At 50.6% G+C, this 12651-nt stretch carries 14 protein-coding genes and 1 pseudogene; all 15 read right to left on the bottom strand.

What is annotated here, in order from left to right; translation table 11 throughout:
• Positions 1-34: 34 nt before the first annotated feature.
• Positions 35-148 (bottom strand): annotated as a pseudogene (locus ABLV54_RS07395) (hypothetical protein); the annotation flags it as partial.
• Positions 149-338: 190 nt separating this feature from the next.
• On the bottom strand, positions 339-1070 hold the full coding sequence (gene traT, locus ABLV54_RS07400; RefSeq protein ID WP_032415736.1) for a conjugal transfer complement resistance protein TraT: 732 nt from the start codon (positions 1068-1070) through the stop codon (positions 339-341).
• A 251-nt stretch (positions 1071-1321) separates the two neighbouring features.
• Complete coding sequence (locus tag ABLV54_RS07405) at positions 1322-1924, bottom strand: hypothetical protein (RefSeq protein WP_023280878.1); 603 nt, start codon at positions 1922-1924, stop codon at positions 1322-1324.
• A gap of 23 nt (positions 1925-1947) precedes the next feature.
• Positions 1948-4770: a conjugal transfer mating-pair stabilization protein TraG gene (traG, locus tag ABLV54_RS07410; RefSeq protein ID WP_023320108.1), complete on the bottom strand. Its 2823-nt coding sequence runs from the start codon at positions 4768-4770 to the stop codon at positions 1948-1950.
• A complete protein-coding gene (gene traH / locus ABLV54_RS07415) occupies positions 4770-6149 on the bottom strand; it encodes a conjugal transfer pilus assembly protein TraH (protein ID WP_072158600.1) in 1380 nt (459 codons plus the stop codon). The genes traG and traH overlap by 1 nt, the downstream gene beginning before the upstream one ends.
• Positions 6127-6570 (bottom strand): F-type conjugal transfer protein TrbF, encoded by a 444-nt coding sequence (trbF, locus tag ABLV54_RS07420; protein ID WP_032436741.1) that lies wholly within the window; start codon positions 6568-6570, stop codon positions 6127-6129. The genes traH and trbF overlap by 23 nt, the downstream gene beginning before the upstream one ends.
• 44 nt (positions 6571-6614) lie before the next feature.
• The gene (gene trbB, locus ABLV54_RS07425) at positions 6615-7172 is read right to left on the bottom strand and encodes a type-F conjugative transfer system pilin assembly thiol-disulfide isomerase TrbB (RefSeq protein WP_004152678.1); all 558 of its coding nucleotides are present in this window, start codon (positions 7170-7172) and stop codon (positions 6615-6617) included.
• Positions 7144-7383 carry a type-F conjugative transfer system pilin chaperone TraQ gene (gene traQ, locus ABLV54_RS07430; protein ID WP_004144400.1) on the bottom strand — a complete coding sequence of 80 codons (240 nt, stop codon included), beginning with the start codon at positions 7381-7383 and terminating at the stop codon, positions 7144-7146. The genes trbB and traQ overlap by 29 nt, the downstream gene beginning before the upstream one ends.
• A 10-nt stretch (positions 7384-7393) precedes the next feature.
• Positions 7394-8146, bottom strand: coding sequence for a type-F conjugative transfer system pilin assembly protein TraF (gene traF, locus ABLV54_RS07435; protein ID WP_015065637.1), 753 nt, complete (start codon positions 8144-8146; stop codon positions 7394-7396).
• 20 nt (positions 8147-8166) lie between these two features.
• Positions 8167-8493, bottom strand: a complete 327-nt coding sequence (locus ABLV54_RS07440) for a hypothetical protein (protein ID WP_032436744.1) — start codon at positions 8491-8493, stop codon at positions 8167-8169.
• 45 nt (positions 8494-8538) lie between these two features.
• Positions 8539-8724 carry a hypothetical protein gene (locus ABLV54_RS07445; RefSeq protein WP_032436745.1) on the bottom strand — a complete coding sequence of 62 codons (186 nt, stop codon included), beginning with the start codon at positions 8722-8724 and terminating at the stop codon, positions 8539-8541.
• Positions 8721-8957 (bottom strand): conjugal transfer protein TrbE, encoded by a 237-nt coding sequence (trbE, locus tag ABLV54_RS07450; protein ID WP_032436746.1) that lies wholly within the window; start codon positions 8955-8957, stop codon positions 8721-8723. The genes ABLV54_RS07445 and trbE overlap by 4 nt, the downstream gene beginning before the upstream one ends.
• A 31-nt stretch (positions 8958-8988) precedes the next feature.
• On the bottom strand, positions 8989-10944 hold the full coding sequence (gene traN / locus ABLV54_RS07455) for a type-F conjugative transfer system mating-pair stabilization protein TraN (RefSeq protein WP_023307537.1): 1956 nt from the start codon (positions 10942-10944) through the stop codon (positions 8989-8991).
• Between the two features lie 58 nt (positions 10945-11002).
• Positions 11003-11641 carry a type-F conjugative transfer system pilin assembly protein TrbC gene (gene trbC / locus ABLV54_RS07460; protein ID WP_015065635.1) on the bottom strand — a complete coding sequence of 213 codons (639 nt, stop codon included), beginning with the start codon at positions 11639-11641 and terminating at the stop codon, positions 11003-11005.
• Between the two features lie 12 nt (positions 11642-11653).
• Positions 11654-12613 (bottom strand): conjugal transfer pilus assembly protein TraU, encoded by a 960-nt coding sequence (traU, locus tag ABLV54_RS07465; protein WP_015065634.1) that lies wholly within the window; start codon positions 12611-12613, stop codon positions 11654-11656.
• Positions 12614-12651 lie beyond the last annotated feature (38 nt).

Raw genomic sequence — 12651 nt, forward strand, 5'->3', positions numbered from 1 at the left:
TATTAGGGTCGGAAGGACAAATTAATCAGCGAAAACAGACCTCACGGGGTTGCAGGGAATAAGCCTCCCCCATAGCAGGGTGTGGATAAATATCGCCAGGCATCAGTTTATGTGTTTCAAGAGACCTGACAGGTTCAGATATTGCCATAAATAACCTCTATTCAAATAAAGACGAAAAGATTCCGCCGAAGGCGGCAACGCCTCACAGATGCACAAATAAATTGCGCAACTGTTCACCGTTCAGATCTGGAATTCATAGATTATTTGACGAATTAATTATGACACACCAGAAAGGGGATCCCAGTATGGCCCGGGGACCGGGCCGTGGAATAGAAAGCTTACAGAATATTAGCGATCGATTTTGCCAGCTGGTCTTCAAGAACAGGCTGGGCTTCAGGGAACTTGAGGTTAACTTTATTAGCGTTAGAGACGACGCGAGTCTGGTATTTGTGCTGATTACCCGTTTCAGTACTTGTCTGCACTTTTGCGCCGGATGTTCCCTGACGTAATACGGCCACGTTATCAGTCTGAACCTGAGTTTTGGTTCTTTCCGCGATCTGAACATCGGTGATCATGGTGTAGTTCACATCTTCCACCATCGCGTCAGCAGCCATACCAACCAGACCGGCTGCAAGTCCTACACCCAGAGTCGCCCCTGCAGAACTGGAGTTGTAAGCGGTAATCCCTGCCCCAAGCGCGGCGCCAGTCACTGCGCCTTCATAACCCCGGCTTAACCAGCCCTGAGACTCACGAAGGTCCATTTTATCGGCCTTGAGCACGTTCGCCTGGATCCAGTAGCCCGCCGTATCCGGGTTACTGACGACCTGATATCCCTTTGAAGTGACGGCGCTGGCAATTTTTGCCTGCAGGCCACTCATATCCTTATCAGAGGTATTTTTGATTTGCAGATAAACCGTCTTATTATTTGAAGGTTCCAGCCAGATTGTTTCGCTCATCTGGGTTTTTACTTCCAGATTTCTCTTTTTAATAGCGGTTCCCATTGCACTACATCCAGACAACGCCAGCGCAGAGCTGACAACCATAACAGTCATCAATTTATTTAATTGCATACAAATTTCTTGTGCCATAATCATTATGAGACATACACATTCCATTTCTGCATCCAGAATGCGCAGTTACTATATCCAACTTTTTATTTGAGTGGAAATTTATTAAAATTAATGCACTAATAATTTCGTATATGTATTTTTAGCCTACCAACTAACCACCATAATTGATAGGCCAAATTTGAGGGGGGCATTTTTTAAAACCAGCCACTCTCGCTGCTGAGTTTTAGTGGTCAAATTGACTTAATCATTTGTTAATGATTCCGATCTATACCATACACGTTTCCTGCAACGTCTACATTTTCAATCATAGGAAGCCCACTCGCAGGATTAATATCATGGGTATTTATAGATATCTCATTTCCATATGGCCCCATAGCACTGCTACATGTACTATTAGGTTGGTCGAGGTTGACTGAACCGTCAGAACAATGCTCAAGCTGATAACTCATAAACTCCCGCTCGGAGAGCATTTCCTTGTATGGTAAGGTTGTCAATGATTGTGTTCTCCCGACATAATTCCTGCCGATCCCATTTTCGAATGCACTTTCATTATCATTACTAAATTTCACAGATGCAAACTTTAGTGCTTTATTCATAATCCAAAGTGGGTATAAAACAATACTTATCAAACAGGCAATGGGATTAACAATACAACAGACTCCGGTCAGAACAAGATAAAGATTATTAACATCAGGCACTGGGCGTTTTGTTTTCGCACCAACTTTAATGAAAACATATTTGAACACCAACAACCACATCGCGGATGCTACAACTATAAAAATAGTCTCTGATACTCGCCATCCTGCTAATAGGCACGATATACCCTGAATAAGTAGCAAAGCAATCATTTTCATATTTTACTTTCCTCCCCCCTTAGTTAGGGCTTATGCTTCCGCTCAAATTCCTGGGCCTTAGCTAGGAGTTCGTCTCTTGTATCCGCTCCAGGAAGTGCTCTCTGTTCAGCCTTTTTGTCATTGTATTCTTTCTCAAATTTATTTCCTTCCAAATTATGGTGGTTTTCCAGACGAGTGTGTTCATTCTGAACATCATCCTCCTGCTTATGTATGCTATCTTGCCTATCCTTATGAGCTTGCTGGTTTTCGCTAACCATGTGTTCAACCGATTGGTGAACATCATTTTTGATACCTGCATTTTTGGTCATCTCATCGATACTATCACCGTGAGAGTTGTAGTCCGCATATACTGTACCGCTTCCTTTACCTTCAGAAACTGATGGCATATTTGCGCCAATGTTTCTTCTGCCCTCCTGGTACGCCTCATCAACTTTAGGTTCAACCTGTTGTTTCACAAATTCACGAGCCAGTTGCTCCCTTTGGGCAGCGATTTCAGGTGAAGACGTGTCAGTAAGAATAGCTTCAGCATTTTGTGGGGCATTTTTCTGTACGAAATTAGCAAATTGTTGAGTCAGGTTTTCGTTCATCTGGCCGCTCATGCTTTCTGTTCGTGAGGCCATCTCACTATACTCATGGCTACGTGTTTTGCTCGTCGTGTACTGGTCATAGCTATTTTTCGCACTGGCCAAAGAGGCGGAAAATTGATCAACCCGAGAAGATGCATTGTTATCAGTGATGTTTCCAGACTGGCTTGATTTCTGGTTGATGAAGTAATCAGAAGACTCTCTGAAGTCTTTAACTGCCTGACTGCTGGTATCATGATTGTCAGCATTAGATTGGCGTCCTGACTCAGTAGTATTGTCTTGAGATCCAGAACTTGCTGTCCCTCTCGCCGACATCCTCCCACCGAATTCAGCTTTACCGCCATTACCAAAGAGCTCGAATCCAACACCACCTCTGGCTCCTACATAAGCCTCGCCAGAAACATCACCTCTCACTGACTTGTCCATAAGCTGGCCGAATGCTTCATCACGGCTAATATGGTTAGCTTTAGCATACGAATCTACAGCATTCATCATCTTGCTTCTGGCCATCGAATCCTGCGAAGACTCGGTAGTATCGGCCCCGGTCGTTGTTGATGCACTGTTCCCTTTATTGGTGCCAAATTGCTGCAGACTATTCCAGGCACTTGTCACGCTGCTGTTATAGCCATGCAGCGCACTTTCGGCCTGGACATCAGACTCACGGGCCATCTGTTGCTGCGCACTGGCTATCTGACGACCGACGTTGATATCCACCGGCAGTTTTGACATTGCACCACCACTGTCCCAGACCATCGAGCCATCCCGCGTCTGCGTGCTCATGCCTCCATTCGCCAGCTGCCGCGACATCTGTCCGAAACTGGTTGTGCTGTTGGTACCCCAGCTGTAGCCGCTGACGTTCTCCATCTGCATGTTGGCAAACGAGTAATTGCCGTCCACCACGCCGGAGGCAGCCTGCGATGTTGCACTGAGACCCGATGAAGAAAAATGGCTGTAGGCACTGGAGAAGGCTGCTCCCATGCTCTTCACGATCCCCCACGACAAAGGCGGTATCATCACGGCAATATAGCCCGCGGTGGTCGCAATATCCGAGTTTTTGAGCTGAACCTGCGACAACTCAGAGAGAACGACTGGGACGCCATTTTGCTTCGCATAGTAGGCCATTGCGCTGTTCAGGATGGCGAACAGTAATGGCCACGTCTGCAGCCAGATAAGCGCAAACACATACCCCTTTAGCACCTGCAGCGTCATCATATTAAACATGGCGGCCATCACCATGATCGGGAACATCCCAATCATTATCCCCATGATAACGGTCTGCATCAGCGGAAGTGTGCGAAGCGCCTGGTGCCCCATTGTGGCCTGTGCCAGCCGCTGCTTTTCAAGGGATGATGTGTTAGCCATATTGACCAGACTGGCGGTGTCCCCGCTGCGGGCCGCATAACTCTGGATCCCACTGCGCAGGGCGTTCATCGTGACGTTCTGGCGGATAATCTGCCCGGCGCTCTGTCCCGAGCTGTAGAAGTAATTGTAGCTGTCGCCAATCATCTGGCTGAAAAGCAGATCGGGATTAGGTTTGCCGCCAAACAACTGACGAACATAGTAGTTCCAGGTTTTACCGCCTGTCTGAGTATCCAGCGCGAGAGCCGATTTCAGATCCCGTGAGGCCTCCTCGCATGTCTGGAACTGGTTGTTTTTGTCAAACACGCCACGCAGTGGACTCGGGTTTGCAAAAATCAGGGTATACGGATCAGGTGAATTCAGTAATTCCTCAAAAGAGTACTTATGATTGAGGAAAATATCGCCCATCACACAGTTTTGTACGTAATCGGAAAACAGCGTCGTAATCTGAGGATTTTGTGACAAAAAATCCGTACTTTTCGCGACCAGATTACTGCCAAATAACATCCCCGTTTTACTGTACGTGACACTGTCCGGCAGAGCGAAGACCATCTCATAACTCTGGATAAGCGCGTTTCCTACCCGTGTTGTCAGCGACGCCGGAATCGCCAGACCAATAGGCACATTATCGACTTCATAGACCTGCGCAACGTTACTGTAATCGATGATCTGCACAGGGGTACGAATGACAACCAGCATAGAGACCAGGGTGAGGGAAAAGACCCAGCCAATAAGGTCCATTACGTTGTGTTTTTTTACCCAGTTCCCCGCCACAATGAGTACCGAGATGGCGATACACATCTTTTCTATAGTCGACCATGTGCTGGTCCCCATAAACGCCGCAATCGCGTTCAGGTTGCCCCGTAACCAGTCGCCGCCAGCAATGGCATATATCTCAAGCATTACAGATTCCCCCCAAAATGATAGTTATTCTGGTAGCGGGTCATCATGCGGGCAGAGACCTGCTGGCGCATGTAACTCATTTGTCTGTCAACCACAAGCAAGGCGTCCTGCTGAACCTGAACACGGGACTGAAAAGCGGCAATCTGGACACTCGCCTGATTGAGGTTTTCCATGATCATATCCATTGTCGACTGGGGATAATTACCGGTTGAAATCATCGCCCGGGCCTGCTGGATAAGTTCCTGAATGTACTGCAGCAGGATGTCGTAGCCGATATAGTCCGTCAGCTGGTAAATAAGTGAGTTAGACACCCCGAGCATCTGCGGATCGACCAGGTATTTGAATACCGGAATGGTGGTGCTGGAGATAAACCCTTTCTCCTGATCCGTCAGTTTTTCATCAGCCACTGCTTTATTCTGGATACTGCTTAACAAAGCGGAAATCTGGCTTTTTAGCGCTTTATTGGAAGTGATGCTCACGGTCGCATCAGCAACGACCTTAAGACACTTATCCGAATCATTGCAGTGGTAGATTTTAGCCGTGCCGCCCTCCATCATGGCTCTAATCAGATCCTGGTCAGTGGTGCGTGCCGGCAGCGGCGTGATTTCACTGTTCTCCCCGAAAATCAGCGTACCGGTGAGCGTCATGATGAATTCCTTCAGCTCCTTATTGCCGTCGAAGAGCCGGTTCTTCGATAAGGCATTCCACATGATGTTGATGTTTTTCATCACACGTTCTTTGTCTTTATCGCTGGCCTTATCCTGGACGCTGTCCATCTTGCCGCCCACCGTACAACCCTGGCGCGAGGCGGCCCAGTCCGAAAAGATATTGCTTTCACCGGCAATGTCCTGGCAGACCTTTTGTTGAGCGACCTGGGTACGAGGAAACAGGCCACCCACAATTCCTTGAGCAGCCTGGCAGGAACTGAGGTTCATGCTGTTCATGTCAGTGGCCATCTTTTGAAGGAAGTCCTTTGCGGTTTTAATCTCCGGTACCGTGGTTTGCAAAGCGAGATCAAAAAAGTACCCCGCGGCGTTGCTCATGATTTGTTTTGCGAACCTCTGCAGCTGCTCGCTGTTGATATAGCTGAATGACCCTAGATAGGCATCAATCCCTCCGCAGCCGGCATTAATATCAGGGAGCGTCATGCTGACCAGCTGGATCGTTTTCACCTGCGTTCTGGCATACAGCGAACCGCCGGAGGCGTAACCCGCAGCCTGTCCCTGCCAGACCTGCGGCTGGCTGGTATTGGACGCAAAGCCCAGCTTATTGAAGAAGTTGTTCATATCGCCATTCACGTCGGCGGCGGCGCTAAATGACAGGCCAAGCACGGCACCGCAGAAGAGTGACAGAAGTTTAATTCGCATCCAGTCCTCCATTACGCACAGCATTCTTTTTAACTCTGTCATTTCTCAGAATAAAAAGGGTCTTCAGGTGATAACTGAAAAAATTGCGGATCGCTAATGTCACTCCGGCAACAAAGAACCCCCCCCCAACAGCAATCAGCGCATAAGGGATGGCGTACATCATAATATTCCACAGGTCTTTTACTCGCAGGTCGCCGCTGGCTATCCAGTCATCCACGCAGATATTAAATAAAAATCTCATTATCCATAACAGCAGAGCACCTGCAGTGAGAAACACAATGAATAATTCCAGATAGATTTCCAGACGCCTTTCCCGGTGGATAAATTCCGGCTTCAGTTGTTCAATTTTTTCGGCTGCTGTCTGCCCGGAGTCCTTTAAACTTGCTGGAAATAAAAACGCGTACAGTCCCGTCGAACGTATATATTTGTTCATGGCTATTTTCCTTAATCACTTGCTAAGACCGGATATAACAGAGGCTAATGCATCATCTGAAATACCGTATCCACTCTGGCCATAAAGCCCTGTGCATCCGTGGCGCCCTGCAGGATCGGGTACGCTGCCAGCGTGTTTACGTTCACCAGAAACGTAGTCGGGGTCGCCACCGGGATATTGGGGAAAAAGGTCTGCATCACGTCAGGAGGCGCCGGCAGCGCTTCCGGAAACGCGTCATCACCCTGTCCGTCAATGGTGTAAGAGAACACGGAGAAGCCATACTGTCCGGCCAGCTGCTTCAGCACCGGGTCAAATTTATGACAGTAGGGACAGTGTCCCTGCATGAACAGCACCACTTTCCAGTCGCGCAGGTCCACCTGCTTTCCGTTGCTGAGTCGTAACCAGCGTGGCTGAGATGCCCCGCTCACCGCCTGGGGAGTGTCGCTCTGCGGGGAGGCCGTTTCAGTACCGGAGATACCCCGCGGATCCCAGAGCGACTTCACCTCATCGAGCGTTCCCGCATGTGCCATCCCGGCCAGTGCAAGGGAAAGCGCCAGTGCCGCCAGCGGCGTCTTAGCGAGGTTCATCAGGCTGTTTTTCACAGGCTTTCTCCTCTTTTTCGGCTTCAGCAATCAGGGCGTTTAGAATGCGGTATCCCCCGAACACCACCATACCCAGCCCGAAGATTTCCCCGGCCTGGACGGCCAGCTCAGGCTGTTTTCTGACAAGCCTGGCTATCAGGTGGAAAAACACGCCCACGGCCAGCACCCACATCCCGGTGATATCTAAATCCGGAAAACGAATATTTCGCATGACACACTCCTTAGAAATTCGGTTTAAAGTCGCTGGAGACATAGAGGAACTGTTTCGCCAGGTCGTCCTGACTGATAAAGCCGTAACTGAGAGGCTTCACCTGGCCACTTTTCGGGTTAACCAGCATCATCGCGGGGAAGAACTTCACGCCAAGCTGCTCTGCCTGGCCCTGGTCCGTCCGGCTATCGGGCAGCATGGGGTTAATCACTCCGTCAACCGACACCGGTATCACGCTCAGGCCATAGGTTTCGCGAAAATTTTTAATCACCTGGACCAGCTGGCCATCGATCGCTTCCCGGCCCCGGTAGAAGAACATCACGCCGTAGTGCTGTGCGAGGGTGGAGATAGCCTGTCGCTGTTCGGCATAGTCGGCAGCGAGCTGGTTTTTTACCGTGCCGTTGTAGTAGCTGTGCTGCAGGTTGTAATCGAGTTCGGGGTTTTCCAGCATCGCTTTCTTCGCACTCATCGAGAACAAACCTGCCTGCTGCGTCCAGTAGTTCTGCAGCCGGAAATACTTAACGAAGTTTTCAGACGATGGATACAGAATGGCTTCGTACAACGACCGTTTGGTGGCCGCCTGGAGTGTGGCGAGTTTCTCCAGAATATCCATTTGCGGCGGTGGTGCCGCTGGTGCGGCTTTCCTTTCCTCATCATGGGGCTTAAGTTTCTCGTTGTACCACTGCCAGCCCGCGTCTTTGGCGAAAGCCGGCATCAGGGCGCAGCAAAGGCATCCCGCCAGCATGGCGGCATGTATTGTTCGCATGGCAAATACCCTTTTATGAATTATTGCGACTGGCGTGACAGATGCTGATAGACACTGTATTTATCGAGCTGGCGCTGTATCTTTCCTGCATCATCACGGGCTTCAAAGCGGTAACCGCTGCAGTACAGAGGCAGATGATTTATCTGAAGGTCCACCCGCTCCCCGTCCCTGACCACCCACGCGGCCTGAGAAACAGTGTCGCACTGGATCCCCCAGGCCCGGTTGGTGGTCATAAATGCGTTAACCTGTCTGTCCCGCCACAGGCTGTACGACATAATGTTGACCAGGAAAAAGACAAACACCCCGACAAAAACCATGACCAGCCCGTAGGCTTTTTTCTCTTCCATGAACACTCCTGTCTGTTTTGCTGATTAAAGCGGTGACGCCCGTCTTTATGGCTGTAATCGTCTTGCTATAATCGTGAGAACAAAAATAAACAATAAAGATCTAACAATTACGAACCCAGCATCGCTCGTTAATAACGTTGCCATGTTAATTATCAACAGAACAGGAATAAGGATTACCCCTGCTAACCTGAACCAATCTTTAAACTTATTAAACCTGCGCACCGTCTTCATTCTTCCTCCGTCTTTTTCCGTAACAACGCGGCAAGCGAACTAAAAAAGAGATAGCTCACGAACCAGAAAAAACCAACCGCAACAATAAAAACCACACTCTCGACATAATCATTCCCCGACGTCCCTTTGACGGCATCCCAGGAGAAATAAATCACCGGAGAAATAATGATTATTGTCAGCGTTAATCTCAGGACAAAATCAATGGCAGGCTGTTTGTGAAAATTAATTTTCATGATTATCGGTCTCTTTATTAGTCAGCATGGTTTATTGCGCGGATTGCTGACTCATGATTTCCTTAATTCGTTCCTTGGTCTTATTGGTGAGAACATCGTTTTCCGGTATTTTTTGATTTTTCATCAGGTCGTCCATAAAGTTGGTGAAATCAAGCTTGTTAAAATCAATCCCCTGGAGTTCCGCGGTGGTAATGCCCCGACAGTCAGGACTGCTGGCGCCGCCAAAACCGATATGCAGCTGACCGTTTCTTCCCTGCTGCTGAACGATCTGCGCCAGTTTTGAGTCGAACTGGCAATAGCTCCTTTTTTTCTCCAGGCAAATACCCAGAACTTTTTTAGAGCAGAATTCCCCGATACTGACCGTCAGCTTGTCTTTTTTCGCTTTGGCCAGCGCCTTTTCCTCGCTGCTGCAGCGTGCCAGCCCCACATCCTGGCCCCAGCCGCTGTCTTTGCAGCAGTTACTGAAGCCGGCAGCAAATTTCTTACAGAACTTCGCTTTTCCGGTGAAGGCCCGGACATCCACCCCGTTCAGTGCCGCGACGTCCTTCCCCGCGGCTGCCAGTGCCGCCAGCTCAGATACCGCCTGCCCAAAGTCATTGCTCTTCCCGGACGTGGCTTTGTCACATTCACCATCAAGGCAGAAGACATCACCGCCGCAGATCATTTGCTTGCCACTCGTCCTGGTTTCGCAGGAATACGTTGCATATTCATGCAGGCACGTGCCTTCCTCGCTGGAGAAGGCGCACTGGCGGGATGACAGAGTACAGGCCGTATTTTTCATCAGGATTTCACAGGAGCCGCTGTCCGCCGGCTGCGTGAGCCAGGTATCCTTATATTTCCAGCAGGCTTCCGTGAACGAGTAATCCCTGCCTCCGAGGGTGATGGTTCGCGTTCCTCCCGGACTGATACATTCCTCCCCCGTTTTTTTTCCTTCATCCTTACTGAACGGACAGCTTTCAACCCAGACGACTTCAGGTGCGTAGACGGTTTCGGTTTCTTCCATCACCAGGGTGACCGTGACCTGTACGGGTTTCTGGCTACCCGATGATACGGTCCGTGATGTTTTGCTTACTGAAAAGTTCTGCCCTGCAGTAACCGCTTTGTCCACACCAAACGACTGATGAATCTTCCCCTTCCCGTCATAGGTATATTTCGTACAATGCGTGTTCTGACCGCCTGAACACATCGATTCTGAACGTGGCCAGCTGATCACATCTATGGGGAACGTTCGTTCAAAGAGGGTCAGGCTTTCACTGACTGCACTCTTGCAGCTATCCCGCACCTTCCCTTCGGAATCGCATTCTTCAATCCAGGGGATCACCAGAGGCTCACCATCCACCGAGGCATTCAGCAGACGACCGTTGGTCGGGATCGTCAGGTTGCCACTCCATTGCCGGGTACTCCGGGCATAATTCAGCGTCACCACCTGCTGATAGGTTCGGTTAACTTTCTGCGTGGTGGCGTTATCCTTCAGGGTCGCTTCCCGTGTGCAAAAATTTTCCACCTGCAGATCACGTTCGCAGGTATGGTTTGTGAACTCGCTGCGGTTCACAACCTGGGCGGTACAGGACTGTCCGGTATCACCGACAATGCTGTCGGCACGGGATTCTGTATCCTTTGCGGCCTGAATAAACGGCGCATCCTGAGATATCTGATCCGGTGGCCGGTTCGTGAACGACTCCGTAATCGTTTTGCCGGTATCTCCCTGGCTGAACTCCAGGGCTGAATCGCTTTTCAGAGAGCTGTCTCCGCTGGCAGTGACGCCGCCGTAGTATTTTGTCTGATCCGGGTTGTCGGTATACCCCGGCAGGTTTTGCTCACCACTGAAATTTTTCAGTGAGTTCAGACCATTGCCCTGCACCTGTTTCGCAAAATCCGAACCGGCTTTATAGTCACTTCCACTGTCAGCGCAGGCGGGGGATGCCAGCCAGATGAAGGCGCTCAGGACAAAAAAATGCGCGGTCAGCACGGAAATAACCGTCTTCATTTACACCCTCCCTCATCCCTCACCATTTCCGGTAACGCCATGAAGTACGGTTTATCTTTCATGGCTGGCTCCCGGCGGCATTCGAGGGCGCATCAAGCATCTGCCGGGCCACCTGTGCGCAGTCACCGGTTTGTGCCACTTTCTCCAGCGCCTGTTTGACGTGAATGTTACCGCGTACCACGTCATACCCGGCCTGACACCGTACCACCAGAGACGGCACACTCCGGATGCTGTACTGCGTATATAGTGTCGGGTCGATCTGCACTCCGTCGGTCACGCCATCCTTCACCAGCTGCAGCACCGCGTCAGTGGTGGTCTTCATGTCGTTATTGACGAGCCCACGCAGTGTCGCCGGAATGCCGTACTGCCGGGTTTCGTGCAGCATCCGCTTCAGCCCCTCTTCAGGTATCGAGAAGGAGACAAAGTACAGCGCCCCTTCTGCTGGCTTTTCCTGATTCGCCGCTTTCTGCTGGCTGACCAGATTATCGATAAACTGGCGGTCTGATTTGGGCAGAGGATTACGGTTGATTTGCGCCTCAAGCTCCTGCTGCAGCTGTTTATCCGGATGCTGGCGCAGCTGTTCGCTGAGGTTCTCCTGCTGCTTCAGCCATTCTCTGTCTGTAACAGAGGAGGTTTCAGCCAACACTGCTCGTCCGGTCAGCAAAAGCATGACCATAAACAGATTCATTAATTTCATGAGAGACTCCTGTCAGAGAAAGACACAATTGCGTTTACGCCACATCAGATAGCCATAGTTCTTACGGGTGTTGGGTGGATTTTTACCGGCCTCCCAGCGCATCACGCTGCGCCCCACGGGATGGCATTGGCCGCTGTCCGGGTACATGTTCACCATCTGATAGCGCCAGCGCTCTTTGGGGATGATCGGGGACGGATACTCATAGCAGACCGCCTTGTCCTTCCCGATGCTCTCCATAATTTGTCCCTGCCGGTGAAGCTTGTACGCCATGCGCTCGCTGACAAGTAACGAGGACTGCAGCGGACTGGACTCGTTGCTTACCCAGCCGCTAAACGGGTACATCGAACCCTGAGAGCCGGCACACCAGAACAGAATATCGAGTGGCATATGAAACGCGCTGGCCATAGCGTCAGCCGCGCACGCCCCCTGTGCGATGGGGTTGGCAAACAGGATGGCTTCCGGATTCAGAATGGTGGTGAGGCTGCTGTCCACCCAGGTCGGGTCAATCTCGGACAGATAGGCTATATCCATGTCTCCGCCTTCCAGACAGCCTGCGGAGGTGATGATGTTCAGCCAGTAGGTCAGCGGGTACTTGTACCAGTGAACGTGATAAAAAGCGCCGTTCACCTGCTTGTCGTCCTTTCTCGCGGTCCCCATACCGGTCTTGCCGAGATTGATACTGAAGCCCCCCAGATTGACCATACAGCCAGGCGAACGGCTGACGTCCGTCATGGCCATCGGCTCCCAGTACCCGATGGCCAGGCCGGGGCGAACAAAAATCGGTGGCGGCGCCGGACACAGCTGCAGGGGACTACCCGGATTGCTGGTATCAGGCAGATCGCCTTTACCAACCTGCACGCTGCCGAGTGATAAAGGAAATATGCAGCGCCAGCACACATCGGTGATCGGGTTAACAAACCGGCCCTCACAGGAGGGATCAGCAGCCGCACTGAGGCTGTACCCCCACAACATCAGGGCACTCAGGAAAAGCGTCAGGGTTTTCACAGAAA

Origin of the sequence: Klebsiella sp. JB_Kp042, from assembly GCF_040065275.1 — a bacterium.
GTDB classification, from domain to species: domain Bacteria; phylum Pseudomonadota; class Gammaproteobacteria; order Enterobacterales; family Enterobacteriaceae; genus Klebsiella; species Klebsiella quasipneumoniae.

What these genes read in the sequence shown, in the direction of transcription:
- traN (WP_023307537.1), bottom strand. Translation starts at nt 10,944, where the DNA reads ATGAAGACGGTTATTTCCGTGCTGACCGCGCATTTTTTTGTCCTGAGC.
- trbC (WP_015065635.1), bottom strand. Translation starts at nt 11,641, where the DNA reads ATGAAATTAATGAATCTGTTTATGGTCATGCTTTTGCTGACCGGACGA.
- traU (WP_015065634.1), bottom strand. Translation starts at nt 12,613, where the DNA reads ATGTTGTGGGGGTACAGCCTCAGTGCGGCTGCTGATCCCTCCTGTGAG.
- ABLV54_RS07440 (WP_032436744.1), bottom strand. Translation starts at nt 8,493, where the DNA reads ATGGAAGAGAAAAAAGCCTACGGGCTGGTCATGGTTTTTGTCGGGGTG.
- ABLV54_RS07405 (WP_023280878.1), bottom strand. Translation starts at nt 1,924, where the DNA reads ATGAAAATGATTGCTTTGCTACTTATTCAGGGTATATCGTGCCTATTA.
- traG (WP_023320108.1), bottom strand. Translation starts at nt 4,770, where the DNA reads ATGCTTGAGATATATGCCATTGCTGGCGGCGACTGGTTACGGGGCAAC.
- traQ (WP_004144400.1), bottom strand. Translation starts at nt 7,383, where the DNA reads ATGCGAAATATTCGTTTTCCGGATTTAGATATCACCGGGATGTGGGTG.
- trbE (WP_032436746.1), bottom strand. Translation starts at nt 8,957, where the DNA reads ATGAAAATTAATTTTCACAAACAGCCTGCCATTGATTTTGTCCTGAGA.
- trbF (WP_032436741.1), bottom strand. Translation starts at nt 6,570, where the DNA reads ATGAACAAATATATACGTTCGACGGGACTGTACGCGTTTTTATTTCCA.
- traF (WP_015065637.1), bottom strand. Translation starts at nt 8,146, where the DNA reads ATGCGAACAATACATGCCGCCATGCTGGCGGGATGCCTTTGCTGCGCC.
- ABLV54_RS07445 (WP_032436745.1), bottom strand. Translation starts at nt 8,724, where the DNA reads ATGAAGACGGTGCGCAGGTTTAATAAGTTTAAAGATTGGTTCAGGTTA.
- traH (WP_072158600.1), bottom strand. Translation starts at nt 6,149, where the DNA reads ATGGAGGACTGGATGCGAATTAAACTTCTGTCACTCTTCTGCGGTGCC.
- traT (WP_032415736.1), bottom strand. Translation starts at nt 1,070, where the DNA reads ATGCAATTAAATAAATTGATGACTGTTATGGTTGTCAGCTCTGCGCTG.